Raw genomic sequence first — 25072 nt, forward strand, 5'->3', positions numbered from 1 at the left:
CATCCATGGCCTGCCCTCGAAGGAAGCGCGGCGCCAACCGAAAGGTCCGGCCATGGACCCTGAAACAGGTTCAGGGGGACGAAAGTCGAGGTACCGGCGTTTCGCGCAGAATTGGCAAGCCTGGTTAACGGCACCTTTACCAATATCCTTCCATATCCGGTCGGTAAATTTTGTCGGCACAGGCGGGCGCAGACCTGCGTGCCCGAAAGATTGCGGGTTTTAGGGATCGGGGAAACGGATCATGGTAAAGGAAAATCCCATTCATAAGCAGCAGATCGATCCCGTTCTGATGGCGGATCGCTTTCCCTATTACGACCTCGACGGCCATCTGGCCGCGCATTCGGCCGAAATCCAGGCGATCATCGCCGGGCATGAGGAGGCGATCGCGCGCGCTTATTGGGAGGCGTTCAACGCGCTCCCCTCGGTCGACCGCCCGATCGAGGGCGAGCTTTACGAATCCTATGTCCGCGGCAGCGCGCGGCACACCGCGCTCAAATACAGCGATCCCGTGGGGCAGGAGGTCGCGACGATCGCCTGCCAGAACACGCATATGGCGCGGCGCGTCAAACTGCCGCTCGCGTCGGTGATGTCGTGCATGGCCGAAAGCCAGCGGCTGACGATCGAATATGTCGTCGCGGCGTGCAAGGGCGACGCGGACCGCATCGTGCGGCTGGCCGGCGCGGTCAACCGGCTCGGCCTGCTCGAATTCGACATCATGCAGCGCTATGCCGAAAAGCTCGACGGCGCGGTGATCTCGGGCGAGCGCCAGACGCTCGCGGGCGATTTCGACCGCTCGATCGCGTCGCTGGTGCAGGACACCGACACCGCGCGCCAGCAACTCGCCAAGCAGGCCGCCTCGGCCGACCAGGCGGCGAAGGGCATGATCGCCAAGACGAGCGAAGTCGCCGCGGCGTCCGAGCAATCGGCGATGGCGATGCGCGAAGCCGCCTCGACCGCCGCCGGGCTGATCCGCGCGATCGAGGATGCGCGCAGCGAGGTCGAAGCCTCGGCCAGCGTCGCGACGCGCGCTTCCGAACAGGCGGGCGAAGCCGTCGCCATGTCCGAAGCGCTGTCGCGTCACGCCGAATCGATCGAATCCATTTTGGGCCTGATCCGCGAGATCGCGGGGCAAACCAACCTCCTCGCGCTCAACGCCACCATCGAGGCGGCGCGCGCCGGCGAATCGGGCCGCGGCTTTGCCGTCGTCGCGCAGGAAGTGAAGAGCCTCGCCAACGAGACCGCGCGCGCGACCGACGACATCGCGGGCAAGATCACCGCGATCCAGCAGGCGACGCGCGGATCGGTGTCGGCGAACCAGTCGATCCAGGCGACGATCGTCGAGGTCCAGACCTCGGCGCAGCGCATCCGCGACGCGATGGACGCGCAGGCGCAGACGGTCACCTCGATCACCGCCGCGGTCGACGAAACCGCGCTCGCCGCCGACTCGATGTCGTCGACGATCGCCAGCATCCGCAACGATTCAGGGATGGTCGCGGGCGAGATCAGCACGCTGAGCAGCGAATTCGCCAAGATGGGCGACCGACTCCAGTCGCTCGAAAAAGCCGCGAGCGAGTTCAGCCGCCGGGTAGCATAGACCCCGATACCCTCTCTTTAATCGTCATCCCGGCGAAGGCCGGAATCTCGACGGTGAGTAGAACGCAAGGGTGAGATCCCGGCCTTCGCCGGGATGACGAGGAAGGGGAGCACGGCGCATTCCGTCCAGCCTTGGCAAGCCCCAGCCCGCTGCCTAAGGCGGTGGACATGAGCTGGATCATATCCCTCCCCTGCACCCGCGATGAGGCGGAGGCCCTGGCGGGCGATATTCCCGAACTCGACGCACTGGCCGACGCGCCGGTCGTCGTCACGCGCGAGATCGACGAAGCCAGCGGACGCTGGCAACTCGACGCCTATCTGGACGCAAAGCCCGGCCCGGCGCTGCTCAAGCTGCTGCAGGCGCTTGTTCCAAGCGCCAAAGGCGAAAAGCCCCACGTCGAACAGCTTGCCGAGCAGGATTGGGTCACGCTGTCGCAGCAGGGGTTGGAGCCCGTGCAGGCCGGGCGTTTCTTCGTCCACACCAGCAGCTATGCCGACCGGGTGCCGGCGGGCAGCACCCCCTTTCTGATCGACGCGAGCCAGGCGTTCGGCACCGGCGGGCACGACACCACCGCCGGGTGCCTCGCGATGCTCGACCGGCTGGCGCGGGCGGGGGCGAGCCCGCGCAACATCGCCGACATCGGCACCGGCACCGGGTTGCTCGCCTTTGCCGGACTCGCGCTGTGGCCGCGTGCGAAGATAATCGCATCGGACATCGACCCCGCGAGCATCTTCGTCACGCAGGGCAATGCGGCGATCAACGGCGTGGCTTTGGGGCGCGGTGGCGGGCGACTGACGCTCGCGGTCGCGCCGGGAACCGACCATCCGGCGATCCGCCACCGTGCGCCCTATGACCTCGTCATCGCGAACATCCTCGCGGGGCCTCTGATCACCCTCGCCCCCGATATCGCGAGCGCCACCGCGCCCGGCGGCCATGCGATCCTCGCGGGTCTGATCGCGCGGCAGATGGAGCCTGTGCTCGCGGCCTATCGCGCCCAGGGCTTTCGCCTCGCCGCGCGCGGCGGCAGCACCGAATGGCCGTGCCTGCTGCTCGTCAAGCGGCGGCGCCACGGCTGGCGCCGCAAGGAGCGCGCCTTCCATCGCGCGAGCCCGTCGGACGCGAGTTTCGGGAGCTGGTGACGCTGGCTCCCCTCCCGCAAGCGGGAGGGGGCGGTTTAGGCCTTTGCCGCCGCATAATCCTGCGTGCCGCGCGTGATCACCACATCATCGGCCAATATGTCGGCGATCGGGATCGGCGGCCGCGCCGCGTTGGCGGCATAAAGCGGCGCGAAATCGGTGTTCACTGTCGTGTCGAGCAACTGGTCGAGGCTGTCGATGACGAAATAATTCTGCTGGAAATCGTCGATCCGGTAATCGGTGCGCATCACCCGCGCGAGGTCGAAGCCGATGCGGTTCGGGCTGTCCGAATCGAGCGCGAAGACGCTTTCGGCAAAGGAAGAAACGATCCCCGCGCCATAGATTCGCAGCCCCCCACCCTCGCGGATCAGGCCGAATTCGACCGTATACCAATAGAGGCGCGCAAGCTGCTGGAGCGCGTCGAATTTGAGGCTGCGCGAGCCCCCTTCGCCATAGGCGACCATATAGTCGGCGAACACCGGGTCGGCGAGCATCGGGACATGGCCGAACACATCGTGGAAGACGTCGGGTTCCTGCAGATAGTCGAGCTGCTCGGGGGTACGGATGAAATTGCCCGCCGGGAAGCGCCGGTTCGCAAGATGGTCGAAAAAGACATCGTCGGGGACCAGCCCCGGCACCGCGACGACCCGCCACCCGGTCGCGTCCATCAGCCGCGCATTGAGTTCGCGATAGTCGGGAATCCCCGGCTTTTCGAGGCGCAGCACGTCGATCCCGCGCAGAAAAGCCTCCGACGCGCGGCCGGGCAGCATCGCTGACTGGCGCGCGAACAGCCGGTCCCACATCGCATGCTCGTCGGCGGTAAAGGCGTCCCAGTCCTGCGCTATCGTCCAGTCGGCCGCAGCGCCCGGCGGCGGCGTGTCGTGGACATGGGTATCGGGGTTCTTCATGCGATCCTGCCTAGCATGAAATGGTTTCAGGTGAAACTTTACTGTCCGTTTCGGAGCATAGCCACCAAAAACAGGAACCGATTCCCCGAGCGGAGCCGAGGGGCCATGCCGAGCGAAGTCGAGGCTCGGACACATGAGTTCTCGCTCCGCTCGAACAAGCCCCTCGTCTTCGCTCGGGGAATCGGAGGGGATTGCGCGCTTTTTCTCTGCCAGCCTATTCGCGCAGCCGGATCCGCCCATAGCCGGTTTCGATCAGCCCGCGCGCCGCCAGCTCGCGAAGCGCCGCGCCCAGCGTCACGCGCGACACGCCGAGCAGGTCGGCAAGCTGCTGCTGCGTCGCGCGCACGCTGGCCCCGTCGGGGCCGTCGGCCGCCATCATGCGCAGCAGCCGCAGCAGCCGGTCGGCGCTGCCCAGCCGCCGCTCGGCGTCGATGATGTCGAGCGCGCCGGCAAGCTGGCGGCCAAGGCTGCGCAACAGCAATTCGGCCCAGCCGATATCGGCGGCCATCAACCGGCGGAGCAGCGGGCGGTCGATCGCGACGAGCCGCGCCGCGCCGCTCGCGAGCGCGTCGACCTGGCGCGGCACGCCGGTGAAGAAGGCAAGCTCGCCGAACAAATCGCCCGGCCCCAGCACCGCAAAGGCGGTGAAGCCGCCGTCCTCGGCATAGCGGCCGACGAGCACATGACCCTAGACCACCGCCCAGAAAGCGTCGCCGGGGTCGCCCTGCTGCTGCACGAACTGGCCGTCGGAAAAGCGCCGCGCCGGGGCCATCGCGACCAGCCGGTCGCGCTCGGCGGGCGACAGCCGCGTCCGCTCGACCAGCTCCAAATGATAAGATCTTTGCATTTCTGCCGGTTCATGGGGCGGAGCCGCGCGAAAGACAAGGCGATCATGGCGTTTGCAAACGCCATGATCGCCTACTCTAATGCTATCGGACCTTAGAATCGCGCGCGCAGGCCTGCCGACACGGCGCGGCGTTCGACGGGATAATAGATCGCCGATGCGTCGGTCGCCGCGGTCACCGCGCTGATGTCGCCGATCGCTTTTTTGCCGGTGATGTTGCGGACATCGACGAAAGCGTCGATGCCGTCGGCGATGCGCGCGCCGCCGGTCACGCCGATCAACGCATAGCCGGGGGTGCGCCGCTGGTTGCCATAATCGGCGAACGGTCCCTGCGGCACCCATTCGAGGTTCGGCGCGATGTGCAGCGCATCGGTGCCGATGCGCGCCTCGGCGCGATAGACGTGGCGCGGCACGACCGGCAGGCGGTTGTCGCCGAACTGGCGGTCGCCCCGAAAGCGAAAGTCGCTGTAGATATAGGTCTGGCGCAGGCGCAGCCACGGCGCGAGGTCGAGGTCGAGCCCGGCCTCGACCCCCTGGTGCCGCGTGCGGTCGGCGTTGAAGGTCGCCGCGGGAACGCTGCTGTTCACCGTATATTGCAGCATCTCGCCCGTCAGCGTCGATCGATAGAGCGCGAGATCCCAGTGCGCGATGCCGATTGCGCCGCGCGTTCCGACCTCCGCCGTCCACGCCCGTTGCGGCCGAATGTCGGCGACGAGCGCGCTGGTCGGCGGGACGCCGATCGTCTGAAAGACCTCGCCAAAGCCGGGGAACTCGGCCGAGCGGCTGTAGTTGGCGAAGATCTGGATATTTTCCGACGGCTCGTAAAGCAGCCCGAATTTGGGCGAGAAGGCGTCAAAGCCGATCCGTCCGTCGGTCGCCGGGGTCGCGCTGAAATTCACGCGCCGCTGGCGCCAGCCGTCGGCATAGACGCCGCCCGCGATCAACGAGAGCCGCGCCACCGGCCGCACCCGAAGCTCGCCATAGAGGCTCGCGGTCCGGGCTTGCTGATCGGCGTCGAACGTCAGCGCGCCGCGCCGGCCCCCGGCGTTGACGAACTGCCGCGCGCGCATGTCGCCATGGCGGATTTCGCCGCCGAGCGTCACCTCGACCGGACCCGCCGCATAGTCGAGCCGCGCGAAGCCGCCGACGTCGGTCGATTTTTGGTCGATGAGCTGGAAGATCGGATGGACCAGCGATTTTGCGTTGACGAAGCCGCCGACCTCCAGCTTCGCGGCACCGAGATCGACCACCGTCCGGTTCTGGAGCCGCAGCGAATCGATGTCACGCTGCTGGTCGCCCGTCACGCTTGCCGCATTCGCCATCTTGGGCGTCGAAAGCGCCTGATCATAGGTGAGCGCGCCGGGAAGCTGCTGATCGATGCTGTTGAAACTGGCGTAGAAGCGCGTCGACACCCGGTCGCCGAGCGTCAGCCCGGCATTGGCGTGAAAGCGCAGACTGCGCCGCTTTGCATGATCGCGGTCGCCGTCCGACGTGTCGGCGCTGATCGCGCCCCACGCATCGACCGCATCGCCCGCGACGCCCGCCGACACCAGCCCGCGCGCCATCGCGAAGCTGCCGACATCGCCGCGCAGGTAAAGCCCCTGTGCCGTCCGGCCGGTCGGGGTCACGCCGTTGATCGCACCGCCGAGCGTGCCCGATCCGAAGCGCAGCGCGTTGGCGCCGCGATAGACCTCGAGATGATCGAAGAAGATCGGCTCCAGCTCCTGGAAATCGCCATTATCGTCTGCGAGGTTGATCGGCACCCCGTCCTGAAGCAGCGTCAGCCCGCGCATATGATAGCCGCGCGACAGCCCCGAGCCGCGGATCGAAATTCGCACCTCCTGCCCATAGCGCGGCTGGAGATAGACGCCGGGCGAGAAAGCGAGCGTGTCGCGCAGCGAGACGATGCTTTTGTCGGCATAATCGCGATGGGAGACGACGTCGGCGCCGCCCGGGGTGCGCGCGGCGCGGTCCTCGGCGGCGTCGGTCGCGGCGGGTGCGGTGACGATGATGGTCGAATCGGCCTCGTCGGCATGGGCAGGCGAAGCGGCAAGACAGAAGGCGAGCGCCAGCAAGGGCGCCGCGCGATGGGTAATATAGGTCATTGGAAAATCTTCCCCGAAAAAGCAGGCATGGGGCCGCACCGCGTCCATCGCGGGTGGCAGGTCAGGCTGAATCAGGCGAAGGAAGGAGGTCCGGTGCTCGGCGGCAGCGGCGAGGCGATGCCCGGCGCGAAGCCGAGCGAAGGAAGGGCGACCGGCGCGGGTTCGGCGGCGGCGAGCATGGCGGGAAGCACCGGAGCGGCGGGCGTGACCGGCGCGACGGCGAGCGCGCCCCACGGGCAATGCTGCTGGCCTTCATCGGCCTGATGATCGCCGCTCTTCTCGATCTTTATGTTCATCGTCCCGCCGGGGTTGGCGGGGTCCGAACAGACGCGCACGCTGATCGTGCCGCCGGCGCCGTCGATCATCCAGCCCGGCGCGACGAACGCCCGCGCGGCGAGCGCGAGCAGCAGCGGCAAAAGCAGCAGGATGCCGGGACGGCGAAAGGCGGCGAGAATGCCCACGGCGGCCGCCTTATGCCGCGCCGATTGCGGTAGCAAGCGGACAGATTGCCCACCCCTCCGTCCTTGCGAGCCGCTATTCCGCCGCCGCTTCGTCGGTCTTCTTGCCGGTGCGCGTCCACGGATAGAGGAACTGGCCCCAATAGGCTTTCGGCACATCCTCGGGGATGCCGTAATTTTCGGGCCAGCGGTCCTTCGGCAAGTGAAAGGTGCCGAACAATTTGTCGATCCACGGAAAGTGAATCGCGAAATTGACGTCGAACGCCTCGCGCTCGAGCCCATGATGCCAGTGATGAAAGCGCGGGGTCGCGACCCAATGGCCGAGCCGGTTGAAGCTGCCGCCGACATTGGCGTGGAGCAGCGACGACCAGACATAGACGAAGCCGATATAGGCCTGCATCACCGACGGGCTGAACCCGAGTGTGAACAGCGGCAGCGAGGTGATCGCGCGCAAGAGAATGATTTCGATGAAATGCATCCGCGACCCCGCGAGCCAGTCCATCGACCTGGCGCTGTGGTGGACCGCGTGAAAGCCCCAGAGGAAGGGGTAGCGGTGGAAGCTGCGGTGGAACCAATATTGCACCAGATCCGACGCGACGAGCACGATCAGGAACTGCACGATCCACGGCAGCGCGGCGACCGCGGCGCGGAAGGCGTCCCAATTATTCGTATGCTCGTTGACGAACTGCTGTGGCGCGAGCGCGAGAAAGCCCAGCACCTGCACGAACATCGTGCTGACGAGATAATAGAAAAGATCCTCGCGCCATTCGGTGCGGAACAATCGCTGCGCGCGGCGACGCGGGAAAGCGCGTTCGAGCGGCGCGAACATGAAGCCGGTCACGAGCAGGTTCACGACGAAGAAATCGAGCCCGAAAAAGACACCCCAATCATGGGTTTCCTGCGGCTGGACGCTCGCCCCGCCGAGGAGCGCGGCGGCGAGCCCGATCATCAGCGCGGTCAGCCCGAGTATCTTGCGCGGACGAAGCAGCAGGCTGAGCAGCGACAGGCCATAGCTGACGAGCAGGACCGCGTGGACGGCGCCGCGAAACCCGCCCCAATGCTTGATGATGTCGAGTTCGGGGGTCGCGAACCAATCGGGAAAGCGCAGCGCGATCACCATGAAGAAACCCGCGATCGCGAACAGCAGACCGAAAAAGCCCGACAGCCAGCCGCTGCCGAACCGCCGCACCTCGGTATGCGATTCGAGATCGCGCATCAGATTTTGCAGATAATCGCGTTTAGCCATGGTCTTCCCTCACCGCATTTCGGGTGCGCCGTCTGTGACGCCGCGCACGGCCCGATCCCAAATGATCCTCCCCGAACGGCGAGGATCAGCCCGCCGCCGCCACGATCGCCGCCCACTCCGCCTCGTCGATCACGCGGATGTCGAGCGCACTCGCCTGCTTGAGTTTCGATCCCGCGCCGGGGCCGGCGACCACCAGGTCGGTCTTGGCGCTCACCGACCCCGCGGCCTTGGCGCCCAGCGCCTCGGCCTGCGCCTTCGCCTCGTCGCGGCTCATCGTCTCGAGCTTGCCGGTGAACACCACGGTCATCCCCGACACCTCGCTGGCGCGGGTTTCGACGACATAAGGCGGTGGCGACACTTCGGAGAGAAGATCATCCCACAGCGCGCGATTGTGCGGTTCGTGGAAAAAGTCGCCAAGCGCCTCGGCGACCGCGGGGCCGATGCCGTCGGCGCGAACCTCCAGGATCGCTTTGATCGCCTCCATCTTGCGCGCCATATATTTGCCGTCGGACTCGCCCTCCCCTTGCGGGTTCGCGTCGAGCCAGGCCTGCATCTCGGCCGCCTTGTCCGGAAGCCGCGCGATGTCGCCGAGCCCCTTGAGCAGGTCGCGCGCGGTCACCGCGCCGATATGGCGGATACCAAGCCCGAACAGCAGCCGCGCGGCATCGGGCGCGCGCTTGGCCTCGATCGCGGCGAAGAGATTGTCGACGGACTTTTCCTTCCACCCCTCGCGCCCGAGCAGTTCTTCGCGGTGATTCTGCAGGCGGAAGATGTCGGCCGGGCCCCTGTCGAGCCAGCCCAGCTCAAGAAACTCCGCGATGCTCTTTTCGCCCAGCCCCTCGATATCGAGCGCGCCGCGGCTGACGAAATGGCGCAGGCGCTCGAATTTCTGGGCGTTGCAGATGAGGCCGCCGGTGCAGCGCACATCGACCTCACCCTCCTCGGCGACCGCCTCGCTGCCGCACACCGGGCAATGGTCGGGAAAGGCAAAGGCAGGGCGATCCTCGTCGCGGGTCAGATTGTCGACGACCTGCGGGATCACGTCGCCGGCGCGCTGGATGACGACGCGATCGCCGGGCCGGACACCGAGGCGGCCGATCTCGTCGCGGTTATGAAGCGTGACGTTCGAGACGACGACGCCGCCGACGGTGACGGGGACAAGCCGCCCGACCGGGGTCAGCTTGCCGGTGCGGCCAACCTGGATGTCGATCGCCTCGAGCGTCGTCTGCGCGCGTTCGGCGGGGAATTTATGCGCAATCGCCCAGCGCGGCGCCTTGGCGACGAAGCCCAGCCGCGCCTGCCAGTCGAGCCGGTCGACCTTGTAGACGACGCCGTCGATGTCATAGGTCATGTCGGCGCGGCCGGCCTCGATCGCGGCATAATGGGCGAGCAGATCGGCGACGCTGTCGCAGCGCGCGAGCCGCGGCGATACCGGAACACCCCAGCCTTCGATCGCCTTCATCACGCCGAACTGGGTGTCGGCGGGAAGCGCGCTCACCTCGCCCCAGCCGTGCGCGAGGAAGCGCAACGGGCGCGACGCGGTGACGCTCGCGTCCTTCTGGCGCAGCGATCCCGCGGCGGCGTTGCGCGGGTTGGCGAACTGGCGGACGGTGGCGGGATCGAACGGCTGTTCGCGCTGGTCGGCGAGCGCCCGCCCCTCCTCCATTAACCGTTCGTTGAGCGCCGAAAAATCCGATTTCGACATATAGACTTCGCCGCGAATCTCGAAGACGTCGGGAATCCCCGCCGCCCCCGCCTTCGCGGGGGCGACGAGAGTCTGCGGGATATCCGCGATATGCCGCACATTGGCAGTGACGTCCTCGCCCACCGTCCCGTCGCCGCGCGTCGCGGCCTGCACCAGCCTGCCCTTTTCGTAGCGCAGCGAGCAGGACAAGCCGTCGATCTTGTCCTCGGCGGTCATCGCGACCGCGGCATCGCCCGGAAGGTTCAGGAAGCGCCGCACGCGCGCGACGAATTCCTCGACATCCTCGGCAGCGAACGCATTGTCGAGGCTCATCATCCGCTGCGCGTGGGCGACCTTGGCGAGCGGCGACGCCTCGACCGCCGCGCCGACCAGGCGGTTCGGGCTGTCGGCGCGGACCAGATTCGGGAAGGCCGCTTCGATCGCAGTGTTGCGGCGGACGAGCGCGTCGTAATCGGCGTCCGAAATCTCGGGCGCGTCCTCGGCATGATAGCGCCGGTTGTGGTGGGCGATCTGCTTCGCGAGCCGCATCAGTTCGTTGGCGGCCTGGGCTTCGGAGAGCGATTCAATCTCGGTCATGCGCGCGCTTTTGCCACCGGCTTGCGTTCTGCGCGAGCCTCAAATCGCGGCGATCGCCAGCACCTGCACCTCGCGCCGGATGTGGAAGCCGAGCGATTCGTAGAGCGCGATCGCCCCCGCATTGTCGGCATAGCTGTGGAGGAAGGGCGTTTCGCCGTGTGCCGCCATCGCGCGCATGACATGGCCGATCAGCGCGCGCGCCAGCCCGCGCCCGCGGCAATCTTCCCACGTGGCGACGCCGCTCAGTTCGGCCATGCCAGGCATCAGCATGCGCTGCCCCGCCATCGCGAGCAGGCGGCCGTCCTCGCGCACCCCAAAGAACGGACCATAACGATGGGTTTTCGGCCCCCACGGGCCGGGCCGGGCATGGTTGGCCAGTGCCGCCATATCGGCGGCGTCGGCATCGCCGAGCGCGACGATCGCGGGTTCGCCCGGCCGTGCCTCAGGCGGCGGCCCTTCGGCGACCATCTGCGCGAGCACCGCCCGCTTCACTTCGCGCGCGCCCGGCGGCACCGGCCAGGCCTCGCCCTCGACGATCCATAATTCGCCCTCCGCCGGAACCAGCGCCGCGAGCCCCGCCTGCGCCGCGGCGCTCCGGTCGGCGGCGGCGGCGAACGGCCCATAGCCGCGATCGATCCGTACCGCCTGCCTGTCGCCCTCGGCCAGATGCGCCTGCCGTCCGGTGAGCATCGACCAGACGGGACGATCGAGGGGGTGTCCGATCAAGGCCCCTCCCCTTCAGGGCAGGGGTTGGGGGTGGTGGACGCCGGTGCGGAACACCACCCCGCTGCGACTAAGGCGCAAGCGCCTAAGTCTCGCTGCCCCTCCTCTGAAGAGGAAGGGGTTTCATCCGCAACCGTTTTCACACCACCTCCAGCAATCGTTCCGCCTGCGCCCTGGCCTCCTCGGTTACTTCGGCACCCGAGAGCATGCGTGCGATTTCCTCGCGGCGGCCGGGGGGGTCGAGAGCGCGGACGCCGGTGCGGGTGACGATTCCTTCGCTCGATTTGGCGATGACGAAGTGCGACGCACCCTTGGCCGCGACCTGCGGCGAGTGGGTGACCGCGAGGAGTTGCTTGCCCGCGCCCGCGAGCCTTGCGAGCCGCTCGCCGATCGCCGAGGCGACCGCGCCGCCGACGCCGCGATCGATCTCGTCGAAGATGATCGTTTCGGCCCCGCCCTCTTCGGCCAACGCGACCTTGAGCGCGAGGATGAAGCGCGACAATTCGCCGCCGCTCGCGATCTTCGCCAGCGGCGCGAAGGGCGCGCCGGGGTTGGTGGCGATCAGATATTCGACGCGGTCCATCCCCTCGGCGCCCCAGCGCTCGGCGGGAAGGCGTTCGACGAGCGTCTGGAAGCGCGCCGCGTCGAGCCTCAGCGGCGCCAGTTCGCCCGCCACCGCCGCGTCGAGCCGCGCCGCGGCCTTGCGGCGCTGGTCGGATAGCGCCGTCGCGGCATGGGTGTAGGCGGCCGCCGTCTCCGCAACCGCCGCTTCGAGCTTTGCCAGCCCCGCGCTGCCGCCCTCGATCGCGTCGAGCCGCGCGGCAAGGTCACCGGTCAGTTCGGCGAGCGCGTCGGGCTGAACCCCGTGCTTGCGCGCCATCGCGCGCAGTTCGAACAGCCGCGTCTCGGCCGCCTCCAGCCGGTCGGGATCATATTCGAGCGCGCGCGCCGCCTCGTGCAATTTCGTCTCGGCCTCGTCGGCGTCGATGATCGCGCGATCGAGGCTCGCCAGCGCCTCGGCGAGCAAGGCATGGTCGCCCGCGAGCCGGTCGAGCCGCCGCGCCGCACCGCGCAGCCGCGCCGGGCCGCCGTCGCTACCCTCGAACGCTTCGAGGATCGTGCCGAGATCGCCGGCGATCCTCTCCCCCTTCTGCATCGTCGCGCGCGCCTCGGCGAGTTCGGCGTCCTCGCCCGGCCGCGGATCGAGCACGCGAAGTTCGGCGACGCAATGTTCGAGCCATTCGCGGTCGCGCTCCGCCTCCGAAATCGCCGCCTTCGCCGCTTCCAATCTCGCCTCGGCGCCGCGCCACGCGCCGTGGGCGGCCGCAACCGCCGCGGTGTCGGCGCGCGCATAGGCGTCGAGCAGCGCGCGATGCCCGGCGGGCACGAGCAGGCCGCGATCGTCGTGCTGGCCGTGGATTTCGACCAGATATCCGCCAACCTCGCGCAGCAGCGCCGCCGAGCAGGGTTGGTCGTTCAGGAAGGCGCGGCTGCCGCCGTCGGTTTTGAGCGCGCGGCGGATCAGCAGCGGTTCGCCTGCCTCCAGCGCGATCTCATTGTCGGCGAGCAGCGCGGCGAGCGAGGTGCCGGGTGCGGGCGGGGTGAAGCTGGCGGTCACCTGCGCCTTGTCGGCGCCTTGCCGCACCAGCGCGCTGTCGGCGCGCATCCCGAGCGCCAGCCCCAGCGCGTCGAGCAGGATCGACTTGCCCGCCCCCGTCTCTCCGGTCAGCACGCCCAGCCCGGCCTCGAAATCAAGGTCGAGCCGTTCGATCAGAACGATATTGGCGATGGACAGCGCCGTCAGCATGGGCCGCTCTTAACCCAGAACAAAATGCGAATCTATTCGGGAATATGCGTCGTCCCCCGCGAAAGCAGAGGCCGCTATCGGCCTTGCGCCATACTGCCAGCGGCCCCCGTCTGCGCGGGGGCGACGCTTTGTCCGAATCAGGCGCTCGGCGCGTTCTTCTGCATCAGCTTGAAGGCGCGCTCGTACCATTTGCTGCCCGGATAGTTGGCGCCCAGCACCGCGGCCGATTTCTTTGCCTCTTCGGGAATGCCGAGCGCGAGGTAGCATTCGGTCAGGCGATAGAGCGCCTCGGGCGTGTGGCTCGTCGTCTGGAATTTCTGGGTCACTTCGCGAAAGCGGATCGAGGCGGCGAGCCAGTTCGAGCTACGCTCATAGAAACGGCCGATCTCCATCTCCTTGCCCGCGAGATGGTCCTGCACCAGGTCGATCTTCAAGCGCGCATCGGCGGCATAGCGGCTGTCGGGATAGCGGCGGATCACTTCGCCCAGCGCATTCTGCGCCTGCTGCGTGATCTTCTGGTCGCGGGTGACGTCGCTGATCTGCTCATAATAGGAAAGAGCGATCAGATAATAGGCATAGGGCGCGTCCTTGTTGCCCGGATGGATCGAGAGAAAGCGCTGCGCCGCCTCGATCGCGGGGGTATATTCGCGGTCCATATAATAGGAAAAGCTGCTCATGAGCTGCGCCCGGCGCGCCCAGGGCGAATAGGGATGCTGGCGCTCGACCTCGTCGAACAGCGCCGCGGCGAGCTTGTACTGCTTGCGGTCGAGCCGGTCCTGCGCCGCGCGATAGAGCGTGTTCACGTCGCGCGCGACGTAGCGCGTGTCCTTCTTGACGCCCGAACCCCCGGCACAGGCCGCCAGCATCGGCGAAATCACGAGAGCGGCGGCGAGCAGGCGCGCGGCGGCACGAGGGGAGATGCGCTGAGTCATGCGCGCGGTATAGCCACAGCGCGGATGAACGCAAAATAAATGATCATGCGTTTCGTCGCCTTCGCGCGGGCGGGGGCGATGCCGATCAGTTCGCGGCCTTCACCACGCACCCCTGCGGCGCGTCGGCGGGCGCGGGGATGCGGCGCGCCGAGACGATCCGAACCTCGGGGTCGAGCATCTGGCCGACCATCACCCCCTCACCCTTGGTCGGCGAGACCGGCGCGGCATAGATATTCTCCGCGACGTCGAATCCCGACACAAGCTCGCCGAACACCGCGAAACCGGCCCGATCGCCGCTCGCCGACGGATCGGCGTCGAAGCCGGGGATGTCGGAAAGCAGGATGAAGAAATCGCTCGTCGCATCGCCCGGCGCGAGCCGCGCCATCGACAGCGCCCCCTTGCAGTGGGTGAGGCCGGTGACATTGGTCGCTTCGTGCGCGATCGGCGGAAAGTTCAGCCGCGCGTCGCCGCGATTGCCGCCCTGAACCAGCGCATTGCCCGCGCCCCAGCTTCGCGTCGTGCGATAGAATTTGAACCCGTTCATCCGCTTGCTATCGACATAGCGCAGGAAATTGGCGGCGGTCACCGGCGCGCGCGCGGTTTCGAGCCGCACCACCATCTTGCCCGCGTCGGTGACGATCTCGACATAGGGCCGCGCGTCGACCTCGACCGGCGCGGTGACGGGCGCGGGCACCGCGGGCGGCGGCGGCGGCAATTGCGTCGCCTGCGGCGGAACCACCTGCGCCGCGGCGGCGAGGGACAGAAGCAGCATCTCGAACATCATGGCATTCCTCTGCGCGGACTATGGTCGGGGCAAGGCTAGACGCTGGCGGCGGCCGCGCCAAGCCGCCGCTTGATCGGGCCTCTCCCGGCGCGGCCAACCCTGCTGTCGGGAATCGACAAGGCCGCCGGGCGCAGGCGTGGCAAGGCGATCCTTCTTTCGGGGAGATGATGATGGTGGTTCGAATCATGCCTATGGCCTTGCGGGCGGCGGCGATGCTGATGCTGGCAGGGGCGGCCATGCCGGCGGCGGCGGCCGACAAGGCGGCGGGGTGGCACAATTGGGCCGACCGCGGCGAACGAATCGTCCTGGCGGTCAGGGCGGTGAACCCCGACCAGCTCGAAAGCGCGTGCAACGGGGTGACGGGCACGGTGATCGGTCAGGGGTTCCAATTCCCCTATTGGGGGCAGCAATTGATCGGCGTGTGCCGCGTCTATGGCCGTCTGTTCGCTCATCTGGCGGACGGCAACACCACCCTCGCCGCGAAAAAGAGCGAATGCAAGGAGCTGAAGCAGGTCCGCGGCAATCTGGCCAAGGCGACCGACGTCGCCGAGGAGCCGCGCGCGCTGCCCGTCGCGCAGACGCTGGTCGTATTGATGGACGCGATGCGCGACGTCTATTGCCCGTAAGGAGCGGGCGTACCGAGCGTTTGCAAACGGCTTTGACCGTCCTTCCATTCTTCCCATTCTTCGTCACCCTGAACTTGTTTCCGGGCCATGGCCCGCCCTCGAAGGAAACTAGGGCCGATCGACATTCAGATGATGACGAGACGAAAATGGTGGTTTTCCGTGACCCGGAGCGCAGCGTACTAAAAGTACGTGAGCACCGGAAGCACGGAAAACCAGCATTTGCAGGCCGTCAGGGCTGAATGTCGATCCGCCCTAGGCGCCAAGCGGAAGGTCCGGCCATGGATGCTGAAACGAGTTCAGCACGACGAGGTTGTGGGAAACTGGCGCAAATCTCGAAATCGACCATGCGTTTGCAGACGCATGATCGCCAAAAAAAGGGGCCGCTTTCGCGGCCCCTTTCTTATTCCGATCGGTGAAGAAGCTTAGTCCTTCAGGAAGTCGGGCACATGGCCCTGGTCTTCCGGACCTTCGTTGCGTTCGCGGCGCGGGCCACGATCGCCGCGCGCTTCGCCGCCGCCGTCACGGCGCGGGCCACGGTCACGACCGCCGCCGCCGCCACGCGGACCACGATCACCGCGGTCGCCGCGGTCACCGCCGTCACGGCGCGGACCGCGATCGCTGCGCGGTTCGCGCGGCGGGCGGGTGTCTTCGAGTTCCTCGCCTGTTTCCTGATCGACAACGCGCATCGACAGGCGGACCTTGCCGCGCGGGTCGATCTCGAGCACCTTGACCTTGACTTCCTGGCCTTCGCTCAGGACGTCCGAGACCTTCTCGACGCGCTCGTTGGCGATTTCGCTGACGTGGACGAGACCGTCCTTGCCGCCCATGAAATTCACGAACGCCCCGAAATCGACGAGATTGACGACCTTGCCGTCATAAATCTTGCCGACTTCAGCTTCCTCGACGATGCCCGAAATCCACTTGCGGGCGGCTTCGATCTGCGCCGGATCGCTCGACGAAATCTTGATCAGGCCTTCGTCGTCGATGTCGACCTTGGCGCCGGTGGTCGCGACGATCTCGCGGATCACCTTGCCGCCGGTGCCGATGATGTCGCGGATCTTCGACTTGTCGATCTGCATCGTTTCGATGCGCGGAGCATAGTCCGACAGCTCGGTGCGGGCTTCGCCCAGCGCCTTCGCCATTTCGCCGAGGATGTGCGCGCGGCCTTCCTTCGCCTGGTTCAGCGCGGCCTCGAAGATCTCGCGCGTGATGCCCGCGATCTTGATGTCCATCTGCATCGTGGTGATGCCCTCAGACGTGCCCGCGACCTTGAAGTCCATGTCGCCGAGATGATCTTCATCGCCCAGGATGTCCGACAGGATCGCGAAATCCTTGCCTTCGAGGATCAGACCCATCGCGATGCCCGAAACCGGGCGCTTGATCGGCACGCCGGCGTCCATCATCGCGAGGCTGCCGCCGCAAACCGACGCCATCGACGACGAGCCGTTCGACTCGGTGATGTCGCTGGTGATGCGGATCGTGTAGGGAAACTCGTCCTTCGTCGGCAGCACCGCGTGCAGCGCGCGCCAGGCGAGCTTGCCATGGCCGATGTCGCGGCGGCTGGGCGCCCCGAAGCGACCGACTTCGCCGACCGAATAGGGCGGGAAGTTATAGTGCAGCATGAAGTTCGAGTAGGACAGGCCATTGAGGCCGTCGATCATCTGTTCGCTTTCCTTGGTGCCCAGGGTGCAGGTCGCGATCGTCTGCGTTTCACCGCGGGTGAACAGCGCCGAGCCGTGGGCGCGGGGCAGGAAGTGCGTTTCGGCGACGATCGGACGAATCTGCGTCGTCGTGCGGCCGTCGATGCGCTTGCCGTCCTTGAGGATAGCACCGCGAACGATTTCGGCTTCGAGCTTCTTGACCAGCTTGCCGGCAGCCATCTGATCCTGCGGCGCGGCGTCGGCGAACGCCGCCTTGGCGGCAGCGCGCGCCGCGTTCAGCGCGTTCGAGCGGGCCGATTTGTCGGTCAGCTTGTAAGCGGCGGTGATGTCCTTGCCGATCAGCTTCTTCAGCTTGTCCTTCGCGGCCGACAGGTCGGCCTGCTCGGCCATGTCCCAGGGATCCTTGGCGGCCTGTTCGGCGAGCTTGACGATCGCCTTGACGATGTCCTTGCACGCATCGTGCGCGAACAGCACGGCGCCGAGCATGACCTCTTCCGACAGCTCGTTCGCTTCGGATTCGACCATCATCACCGCGTCGTAGGTGGCGGCGACGACCAGGTCGAGGTCGCCTTCGGCAACCTGCTCGTCGGTCGGGTTGAGGATATATTCGCCATCGAGGTAACCGACGCGCGCGGCGCCGATCGGACCCATGAAGGGCACGCCCGAGATGGTGAGCGCGGCCGACGCGGCGATCATCGCCAAAATGTCGGGCTCGTTATGGCCGTCATAGCTCAGAACCTGAGCAATGACATTGATTTCGTTGTAGAAACCTTCGGGGAACAGCGGACGGATCGGACGATCAGTCAAACGCGAAACTAGGGTTTCCTTTTCGGTCGCGCCGCGTTCGCGCTTGAAGAAACCGCCGGGGATGCGGCCCGCGCCCGAATATTTTTCCTGATAGTGGACGGTGAGCGGGAAGAAATCCTGCCCTTCCTTGACCGTCTTTGCGGCGGTCACGGCAGCCAACACCATCGTTTCGCCCAGCGTCGCGACAACCGCGCCGTCGGCTTGGCGGGCAACCTTGCCCGTTTCGAGGGTCAGCGTTTCACCGCCCCACTCGATCGATACTTTTTTCACGTCAAACATGAGATTTCCTTCGCCCGCCGAGCCCTATGCCGGGCGGGGCCTCTAGTTCCGGGCAATCCGGCCCGGGGCGGTGCGGGGCGCTTTGATGCCCCTGTGGCGGTCCCGCCGGATGCGGGAGCGGCCCTGTGGTCGCGCACATATGCGGGCGACCAATATGACAGCGGCCCCGGAAGTCCGGGGCCGCCAGAAATTCTTATTTACGAAGACCCAGCTTCGCGATGAGCGCCTGATAGCGGCCCTCGTCCTTCTTGCGAAGATAGTCGAGGAGGCTGCGGCGCTTGTTGACCATCATCAGCAGCCCGCGGCGGCTGTGGTTGTCCTTGTGGTGCGCCTTGAAGTGCGCGGTCAGCGTGTTGATGCGGTCGGTCAGGATCGCGACCTGGACTTCCGGCGAACCGGTATCGCCCTTGTCACGGGCATTGTCCTTGATGACTTCGGCTTTGCGCTCAGCGGTAATCGACATAGTCTTTTTCCTCGAACATCCTTAGTTTACAGATTGAAGCCACGCACGACTTTCAGCGTTCCCGCCAAAGCCTCGATCAGGGCGACAGGACGCATTTCGCTGTCCCTTCCCCAATAGAGCCCGTCATCCGCGCTTACCCCGGTCCAGACACGACCCTGACGGATCGCCCCTGCCGCTTCCGGGGAAAGGTTCAGAGCCGGGATGTCGACCAGCCCTGCCTCGAGCGGCAGAATGATTTCTGATTGGGCGGCGCCTTGACCGAAAGCGTTCAATTTGTCCAGCGAAATCGCCTGGCTGAGATCGAACGGCCCCGCCCTGGTGCGGCGGAGCATCGTGACATGGCCGACGCTGCCGACCGCGCGCGCAATGTCGCGCGCGAGGCTGCGGATATAGGTCCCTTTCGAGACATGGGCGGTGAGGGTGATCTCTTGAAGCCCCTCCCCTTCCACCTCCTTACCCCGGACTTGATCCGGAGTCCCGCTTATCGACGTTGCTGAGCGGGACTCCGGATCAAGTCCGGGGTGACGAAGAGCGTGGATGGTCACCCCTCGCGCCTTCATCTCCACATTTTCGCCCGCACGCGCGCGATCATAAGCGCGCTGGCCGTCGATCTTGATCGCCGAATAAGCCGGCGGCACCTGTTCGATCGGCCCGGTGAAGCGCGGCAGGACGGCCTTGATCTCGGCAAGCGTCGGCCGCACATCGCTCGTCGCCACCACCTCGCCCTCGGCGTCGAGGCCCGCGGTCTCGGTGCCGAAGCTGACCGTGAAATCATAGATTTTGCTCGCATCGAGCATCCGCCCGCACAGCTTGGTCGCCTCGCCGAGCGCGATCGGCAGCACCCCGCAAGCGAGCGGGTCGAGCGTGCCGCCATGGCCGACCTTGACCTTGCCCAGCCCCGCCTCGCGGCAGACGCGCTTCACCGCGCCGACCGCCTGGGTCGAGCCGAGCCCTTGGGGCTTGTCGAGGATGATCCAACCGTTCATCCCGCGCCCCTGCTGGCGCGCGGGGCGCTTGTCAATTCGGCTTGTCGGCCTCGGCCGCGGCCTTGGCGGCTTGCTCGGCCGCCTTGCGTTCCTTCTTGGTCGGCGGCGGCGCCGAGGTCACGAAGGAGGACAGCGCGCAGCGGTCGCCGCGCACAAGGATCGTCGCATATTTGTCGAGCCGCGACAGGCCGCGCGTATCAACCCCGATCGCCTGCGCGAAATCGATGTTGCGGCAAGGGCTGAAAAATGTGGCATAATACCAGTTGCGGCGACTGTCCTGAATCCAGACGCCGTCGTCACCGTCGGCCTGGAAGGTGCGAATCGTCGCGTTGCTCGGGAAGGTGATTCCGGTTTCGACGCCGAGCGCCCGCGGCGCCGCGGGCTCGGCGGCCGCCGCATTTGCCGAAAGGGAAAGCAAGGCAGCGGCCAGGGAGAGTGCGAGTTTCTGTTTCATGTCGAGTCCTTCGGACAGGATATCCCCGACCTGAGGCCCGCAATAGCCGATCGAGTCTGAACCCGCGCTGACCTATCCCTTCCATTCCTCGGCAAGCAACGACCAGAGCCCGGTGTCGCGCACGAAGCCGGTCCAGGTGATCCGTTCGGCCCGCAGCACGCCCTCCTTGACGCAGCCGAGCTTGGCCACCGCCGCCTGGCTGCGCGCGTTGCGTTCGTCGATACGAAATTCGATGCGGCGGATGCCGACGGCAAAGGCATGGTCGATCATCAGCCGCTTGAGCTTCCCATTGAGCCCGGTGCCGCGAACGTCGGGGTGGAGATAGCTGCCCCCGATCTCGATCGTCTGCGCCGACCAGTCGGGGCGCAGATAAGCGGTCATGCCGACGAGCCGGTCGCCCGCGAACACCGCATAGGGCATGCGGACCGGATTGACGAGCAGCGCCGCGAAACTGGTGTCGAAATGCGCGGGGTCGAAGCTCGACGAATAGATCGGCCAGATGTCGGCATCGGCCGCGCAGGCGGCGCGCAGCGCCTCGTGATGCACCTCGGCGAGTTTGACGAGCCGCAGGTCGCCGTCGGCGCGTTCGACATAGAGCGTGTCACGCATCGGCGCCCACCTCCCTTGGCGCCTCCGCCGCCACGCGCCGCTTTTCCATGAAATGGCGCCGGCACATCGCGACATAGCGGTCGTTGCCGCCGATCTCGGTCTGCGCGCCCTCGACCACCGCGCGGCCGCGTTCGTCGACGCGCAGGTTCATCGTCGCCTTGCGCCCGCATTCGCACACCGCCTTCAGTTCGACGAGCGCGTCGGCGAGCCCGAGCAGCGCCGCCGAGCCGGGAAACAGGTTCGCCGCGAAATCGGTGCGGAGGCCATAGCAGAGCACCGGGATATTCGCCTCGTCGGCGAGCCGCGCGAGATCGAGCACCTGATCGCGCGACAGGAATTGCGCCTCGTCGACGAGGACGCAGGCGAGCGGACGCTCGGCGTTCTCGGCCTCCACCGCCGCCCACAGATCGCTGTCGGGATCGAATTTATGCGCTTCGGCAAGCAGGCCGATACGGCTGGTGATCTGTCCGGCGCCATAGCGATCGTCGAGCGACGCGGTCCACAGCATCGTCTCCATCCCACGCTCGCGATAGTTGAAATCCGCCTGCAGCAGCGTCGTCGACTTGCCCGCGTTCATGCTGGCATAATAGAAATAGAGCTTGGCCATGGCGGGAGCGATACCGCCATGGCGGCGCGGTGCGCAATCGGAATCGGGCGAAGATCAGGGAACCCCGAGCCGCGCCCGAAAGCGCGCGGGCTGCGGCACCAGATCGATGAGCGTATAGCCGTCGAGATGCGTCAGAAAGGCCGCGAGCGCCCCGCCGAGCGCGCCCTGCAAGCCGCAGACGCCGCACACCGGGCAGGTCGAGGTCGCGGGGGCCATACATTCGACCAGCCCCTCCAGATTCTCGAACTCGCGCACCACCGTGCCGACGATCACCGCGTCGGCATCGCGCGCCAGCGTCAATCCGCCGCCGCGCCCGCGCTGCGCGCTGACATAGCCCAGGGCCTGAAGCCGCTGCGCGACCTTGGCGAGGTGGTTGCGCGAAATGCCATATTGGCCCGCGATCTCGTCGACCGACATCTGGCGGCCGCTGGCGGATAGCGCCATCAGAATGCGCAGGGCATAATCGCTGTGCAGGCTTAATCGCATTAAAGTGGTATATTAGATATTGCTTTTTGCGGCAACCCACTTAAATAGGTATCTCAGATACTAGAATAGAGTCGGAACCATGACGGCAAGAACGGTCCAGGCCCATCCCCACGCCATCGCCGCCCGCGAAGAGCGGCGTGCCGAGGCAATCGCCATGGGCATCGACGAGGCCTTCATCGCCGCGCTGGTCGACCGCTTCTATGGCGCGGTGCGCGAGGATGCGTCGCTCGGCCCGATCTTCGACGCGCGCATCGACGACTGGCCGAAGCATCTGGGCCAGATGAACCGTTTCTGGCAGTCGATCCTGCTCAGCGCCGGCAATTTCACCGGCAATCCGATGATGAAGCATCTGGCGATCCCGACGATCGGCCAGGCGCATTTCCAGCAATGGCTGCGGCTCTTCTATCAAACGCTGCACGATATCGCCCCCACCCCGGAGGCGATCAGCCATATCGGCGCCAAGGCGCGGATGATTGCCGAGAGCCTGCTCACAGGCATCTGGGTTCACCGCGACCGTGACGATCCTCTAACCAGGAAAGTGGAGCTTCCCGATGTCTGATCCCCTGCGCCCGCCCCCTGCCTATCGCCCCCCCGTCTATCGCCCCAACGACCCCTATGAAACCAGCGGTATCCAGGCCGGATTCCAGTTGCCGCGCTGGATATGGCGGGTGATGTTCGGCTGTTATGCGATCTTCTTCGTCACCATCGCCGCGGCGACCGGGCGCGATACCGCGACCCTCATGATGATCGTCATATCGGTCTTCTATGTGGTGATGGTCTTTGGCACGACCGGCATCCTCAACGCCCAGAAGGGCCCTGAATATGATTCGCCGCTCGACCGCATGGGCGGCGTCCTCGAAACCCGGACGGGACCGATGAACCTGCGCGCCGTCGGGGCCCAGATTCTCGCGGTGCCGATCGGCATGGTCTTCCTCGGCCTCACCGTCCTCGTCGTTCGCGCCACCGGCGGCTTCTGACCGTGGCGCCGATCGCCGAGCGCGGGCCGCCGCTTCCCTCCGGCGCCCGCGCTTACCGGCGCATCGGCCCGTTCGGCGCCGACACGATTCCCGCCGGCCTGCTGCGCCGCCACGATCTCAAGCCAGGCGCGTGGGGCCTGCTGTCGGTCACCGCCGGGTCGATCCACTTCCACTGGGACGACGAGGCCGGGGGCGGCCGCCTGCTCAAGACCGGCGACACGATGCTGATCCCGCCGGGCGTTCCGCATCATCTGGAGCGGCAGGGATCGGTGACGATCGAAATCGCCTTTTGCGCGCCCTGACCACCGCTTGACTCGCCCGTCGCCGCTGTCATGCTGCGCAGCGAAAGTCGCAACAAAACAGTGGGGGAGCGACCGATGCGGCTGATGCCGGTGACCGATGCGATGTTCCTGGTGGGGGAAAGCCGCGAGATGCCGATGCACATCGGCGGCATCAACCTCTACACCCTTCCCGACGATGTCGACGAGACCGAGTGGCTGAACGAACAGCTCGCGCTGCTCCGCCAGTCGGAGGGGCTGCGCCGCCCGTTCAGCGAGGTGCTCAAGCTGACCCCGCTCGGCCAATATGGCCCGATCCGGCTCGAACCCGACCGCGACATCGACATGCACTATCACGTCCGCGCCGCCGCGCTGCCGAAGCCGGGGCGCTATCGCGAGATGTTCGAGCTGGCCTCGCGCCTCCATTCGGGGCTGCTCGACCGCACCCGGCCCTTGTGGGAAATCACGTTGATCTCAGGGTTACCGAACCGGCAGATCGCGACCTTCAAGAAAGTCCACCACGCGCTGATGGACGGCGCCGCGAGCATCCATTTCTATAATTCGATGCTGTCGGCGGACCCCAAGGAACGCCGCGCCTATTCGCCGCTCTCGGTCGAGGCCTATGAGGCCTATAAGCGCCAGTTCCCGACACCGAAGAAGCCCCCACGCCCCAGCCTGATGGATATCAAGGCGATCGGCGATTTCCTGAAGGCCCAATGGGGCACCAGCGTCGGCGTGACCAAGGCGATGAACCAGTATCTGGCAGCGATGTTCGGCCTTGGCGGCGACGGGCTGGTCACGCCCTTCGCCGGGGTGCCGCGCACCAGCTTCAACCGCAATATCACCGGCGCGCGCCGCTTCGTCGCGCAAAGCTGGTCGCTGGAGCGCGTGCGCGCGGTGGGCAAGGCCTATGGTGGGACGATCAACGACGCGGTGCTCGGCATGTGCGCGGGGGCGATGCGCAAATATCTCCAGTCGCTGAACGAACTGCCCGACAAGCCCTTGAAAGCGATGGCGCCAGTGTCGATCCGGCCCAAGGACGACATCGATTCGGGCAATTCGGTCGCGTCGGTGACCGCCAATCTCGCGACGCATATCGACGACCCGGCCGAACGGATGGCGGCGATCCAGGAATCGATGAATTCGGCCAAGGCGCAGCTTCGCGCGATGACCGCGTCGCAGATCCAGCTCTATACCGCGATCACCAGCTTCCCGATGATGCTGACCGCGCTGACCCGCACCGCCGACAAATTCCCCGCCTATTCGGTGACGATCTCCAACGTCCCCGGCCCGCGCGAGCAGATGTATTGGAACGGCGCGCGGCTGGACGGCATGTATCCCGCGAGCATCCCGGTCGACGGCATGGCGATGAACATCACCCAAGTGTCGAATTTCCAGAACATCGACTTCGGCATCACCGCCTGCCGCCGCAGCGTCCCGCATGCGCAGCGGATGATCGACTATCTGGAAGAAGCGCTGATCGAGCTGGAGCAGGCGGCAGGGATCAAGACGGCGAAGAAATAATCGTCGCCCCCGCGAAGGCGGGGGCCGTTGGCAGCCTTCCCCGGCACCGCAGCACAACGCCGACAGCGGCCTCCGCCTTCGCGGGGACGACGGTGGTTATTCGGCCTCGGCCCCGCCCAAATCGCGCGCGACCTTCGGATCGCGCAGCAGCTTTTCGATGTGGCTCGCCTCGTCGAAGCTTTCGTCCGACAGGAATTTCAGTTTCGCGGCATATTTCATGCTCATCTTTTCGGCGACGCTCTTTTGCAGCCAGGCGGTGTTGGTGCGCAGCGCCTTGAGCACCGCTTCCTCATTCTTGCCGAGCAGGGGCTTCACGAACACCGTCGCGTGGCGCAGGTCGGGCGACATGCGCACTTCGGTGATGCTCACCGGATGCTTGGTCAGCAGCTCGTCATGGGCATCGCCGCGCGCGAGGATTTCGGAGAGGATGTGGCGCACCTGTTCGCCGACGCGCAGCACGCGGACCGAGGGGCCTTTGGTTTCTGCCGCTTTCATGG

At 66.4% G+C, this 25072-nt stretch carries 26 protein-coding genes; 7 read left to right on the forward strand and 19 right to left on the reverse strand.

What is annotated here, in order from left to right:
• Positions 1-241 precede the first annotated feature (241 nt).
• Together CVO77_RS05905 and CVO77_RS05910 are read left to right on the forward strand one after the other, a co-directional pair.
• Positions 242-1594: a methyl-accepting chemotaxis protein gene (locus CVO77_RS05905; protein ID WP_105998312.1), complete on the forward strand. Its 1353-nt coding sequence runs from the start codon at positions 242-244 to the stop codon at positions 1592-1594.
• Positions 1595-1761: 167 nt separating this feature from the next.
• On the forward strand, positions 1762-2733 hold the full coding sequence (locus CVO77_RS05910) for a 50S ribosomal protein L11 methyltransferase (protein ID WP_105998313.1): 972 nt from the start codon (positions 1762-1764) through the stop codon (positions 2731-2733).
• A 35-nt stretch (positions 2734-2768) separates the two neighbouring features.
• Here the strand turns inward: CVO77_RS05910 and phhA are convergent, their stop codons facing one another.
• The 11 genes from phhA to CVO77_RS05960 all read right to left on the reverse strand — a co-directional run bounded on the left by phhA (position 2769) and on the right by CVO77_RS05960 (position 14815).
• Complete coding sequence (phhA, locus tag CVO77_RS05915) at positions 2769-3638, reverse strand: phenylalanine 4-monooxygenase (RefSeq protein WP_105998314.1); 870 nt, start codon at positions 3636-3638, stop codon at positions 2769-2771.
• A gap of 214 nt (positions 3639-3852) precedes the next feature.
• Positions 3853-4320 (reverse strand): Crp/Fnr family transcriptional regulator, encoded by a 468-nt coding sequence (locus CVO77_RS05920; RefSeq protein WP_105998315.1) that lies wholly within the window; start codon positions 4318-4320, stop codon positions 3853-3855.
• 6 nt (positions 4321-4326) lie between these two features.
• Positions 4327-4467 carry a cyclic nucleotide-binding domain-containing protein gene (locus tag CVO77_RS21230; RefSeq protein ID WP_158258007.1) on the reverse strand — a complete coding sequence of 47 codons (141 nt, stop codon included), beginning with the start codon at positions 4465-4467 and terminating at the stop codon, positions 4327-4329.
• A gap of 110 nt (positions 4468-4577) precedes the next feature.
• A complete protein-coding gene (locus CVO77_RS05925) occupies positions 4578-6587 on the reverse strand; it encodes a TonB-dependent receptor family protein (protein WP_105998316.1) in 2010 nt (669 codons plus the stop codon).
• Positions 6588-6658: 71 nt separating this feature from the next.
• Positions 6659-7048: a DUF2946 family protein gene (locus CVO77_RS05930; RefSeq protein WP_146130828.1), complete on the reverse strand. Its 390-nt coding sequence runs from the start codon at positions 7046-7048 to the stop codon at positions 6659-6661.
• 73 nt (positions 7049-7121) lie between these two features.
• Entirely contained in the window at positions 7122-8291 is a 1170-nt protein-coding gene (locus CVO77_RS05935; RefSeq protein ID WP_105998318.1) for a sterol desaturase family protein, read from the reverse strand.
• Between the two features lie 85 nt (positions 8292-8376).
• Entirely contained in the window at positions 8377-10572 is a 2196-nt protein-coding gene (gene ligA, locus CVO77_RS05940) for an NAD-dependent DNA ligase LigA (RefSeq protein WP_105998319.1), read from the reverse strand.
• Between the two features lie 39 nt (positions 10573-10611).
• Complete coding sequence (locus tag CVO77_RS05945; protein WP_242446115.1) at positions 10612-11298, reverse strand: GNAT family N-acetyltransferase; 687 nt, start codon at positions 11296-11298, stop codon at positions 10612-10614.
• A 136-nt stretch (positions 11299-11434) separates the two neighbouring features.
• A complete protein-coding gene (recN, locus tag CVO77_RS05950; protein WP_105998320.1) occupies positions 11435-13102 on the reverse strand; it encodes a DNA repair protein RecN in 1668 nt (555 codons plus the stop codon).
• Positions 13103-13239: 137 nt separating this feature from the next.
• On the reverse strand, positions 13240-14034 hold the full coding sequence (locus CVO77_RS05955) for an outer membrane protein assembly factor BamD (protein ID WP_105998321.1): 795 nt from the start codon (positions 14032-14034) through the stop codon (positions 13240-13242).
• Between the two features lie 85 nt (positions 14035-14119).
• Positions 14120-14815, reverse strand: a complete 696-nt coding sequence (locus CVO77_RS05960) for a peptidylprolyl isomerase (RefSeq protein WP_106000676.1) — start codon at positions 14813-14815, stop codon at positions 14120-14122.
• Positions 14816-15003: 188 nt separating this feature from the next.
• On the opposite strand from CVO77_RS05960, the gene CVO77_RS05965 reads away from it, so the two are divergent.
• Positions 15004-15444 (forward strand): hypothetical protein, encoded by a 441-nt coding sequence (locus CVO77_RS05965; RefSeq protein WP_146130829.1) that lies wholly within the window; start codon positions 15004-15006, stop codon positions 15442-15444.
• Positions 15445-15866: 422 nt separating this feature from the next.
• On the opposite strand, the gene pnp is transcribed toward CVO77_RS05965, so the two are convergent.
• From pnp to CVO77_RS06000, 7 genes are all read right to left on the reverse strand, one after another.
• The gene (pnp, locus tag CVO77_RS05970) at positions 15867-18191 is read right to left on the reverse strand and encodes a polyribonucleotide nucleotidyltransferase (RefSeq protein ID WP_105998323.1); all 2325 of its coding nucleotides are present in this window, start codon (positions 18189-18191) and stop codon (positions 15867-15869) included.
• Positions 18192-18384: 193 nt separating this feature from the next.
• Positions 18385-18654, reverse strand: coding sequence for a 30S ribosomal protein S15 (gene rpsO, locus CVO77_RS05975; protein ID WP_105998324.1), 270 nt, complete (start codon positions 18652-18654; stop codon positions 18385-18387).
• A gap of 26 nt (positions 18655-18680) precedes the next feature.
• Positions 18681-19640 (reverse strand): tRNA pseudouridine(55) synthase TruB, encoded by a 960-nt coding sequence (gene truB, locus CVO77_RS05980; RefSeq protein ID WP_105998325.1) that lies wholly within the window; start codon positions 19638-19640, stop codon positions 18681-18683.
• A 31-nt stretch (positions 19641-19671) separates the two neighbouring features.
• Positions 19672-20094, reverse strand: a complete 423-nt coding sequence (locus tag CVO77_RS05985) for a DUF6491 family protein (protein WP_242446116.1) — start codon at positions 20092-20094, stop codon at positions 19672-19674.
• Positions 20095-20166: 72 nt separating this feature from the next.
• A complete protein-coding gene (locus CVO77_RS05990; RefSeq protein ID WP_105998326.1) occupies positions 20167-20703 on the reverse strand; it encodes a GNAT family N-acetyltransferase in 537 nt (178 codons plus the stop codon).
• Positions 20696-21310, reverse strand: a complete 615-nt coding sequence (locus CVO77_RS05995) for a thymidine kinase (protein WP_105998327.1) — start codon at positions 21308-21310, stop codon at positions 20696-20698. Before CVO77_RS05995 ends, CVO77_RS05990 begins: the two co-directional genes overlap by 8 nt.
• A gap of 54 nt (positions 21311-21364) precedes the next feature.
• Positions 21365-21796 carry an RrF2 family transcriptional regulator gene (locus CVO77_RS06000; RefSeq protein ID WP_105998328.1) on the reverse strand — a complete coding sequence of 144 codons (432 nt, stop codon included), beginning with the start codon at positions 21794-21796 and terminating at the stop codon, positions 21365-21367.
• Positions 21797-21875: 79 nt separating this feature from the next.
• On the opposite strand from CVO77_RS06000, the gene CVO77_RS06005 reads away from it, so the two are divergent.
• The 4 genes from CVO77_RS06005 to CVO77_RS06020 all read left to right on the forward strand — a co-directional run bounded on the left by CVO77_RS06005 (position 21876) and on the right by CVO77_RS06020 (position 24575).
• The gene (locus CVO77_RS06005) at positions 21876-22355 is read left to right on the forward strand and encodes a group III truncated hemoglobin (RefSeq protein WP_105998329.1); all 480 of its coding nucleotides are present in this window, start codon (positions 21876-21878) and stop codon (positions 22353-22355) included.
• Complete coding sequence (locus CVO77_RS06010; RefSeq protein ID WP_105998330.1) at positions 22348-22773, forward strand: hypothetical protein; 426 nt, start codon at positions 22348-22350, stop codon at positions 22771-22773. The genes CVO77_RS06005 and CVO77_RS06010 overlap by 8 nt, the downstream gene beginning before the upstream one ends.
• Before the next feature lie 2 nt (positions 22774-22775).
• Entirely contained in the window at positions 22776-23075 is a 300-nt protein-coding gene (locus CVO77_RS06015; RefSeq protein ID WP_158258008.1) for a TehB-like domain-containing protein, read from the forward strand.
• A 75-nt stretch (positions 23076-23150) separates the two neighbouring features.
• Positions 23151-24575 carry a WS/DGAT/MGAT family O-acyltransferase gene (locus CVO77_RS06020; protein WP_105998332.1) on the forward strand — a complete coding sequence of 475 codons (1425 nt, stop codon included), beginning with the start codon at positions 23151-23153 and terminating at the stop codon, positions 24573-24575.
• Between the two features lie 96 nt (positions 24576-24671).
• Here the strand turns inward: CVO77_RS06020 and rbfA are convergent, their stop codons facing one another.
• Positions 24672-25070 (reverse strand): 30S ribosome-binding factor RbfA, encoded by a 399-nt coding sequence (rbfA, locus tag CVO77_RS06025; RefSeq protein ID WP_105998333.1) that lies wholly within the window; start codon positions 25068-25070, stop codon positions 24672-24674.
• Positions 25071-25072: the final 2 nt, after the last annotated feature.

The organism is Sphingopyxis lindanitolerans (assembly GCF_002993885.1).
Classification (GTDB): Bacteria; Pseudomonadota; Alphaproteobacteria; order Sphingomonadales; family Sphingomonadaceae; genus Sphingopyxis; species Sphingopyxis lindanitolerans.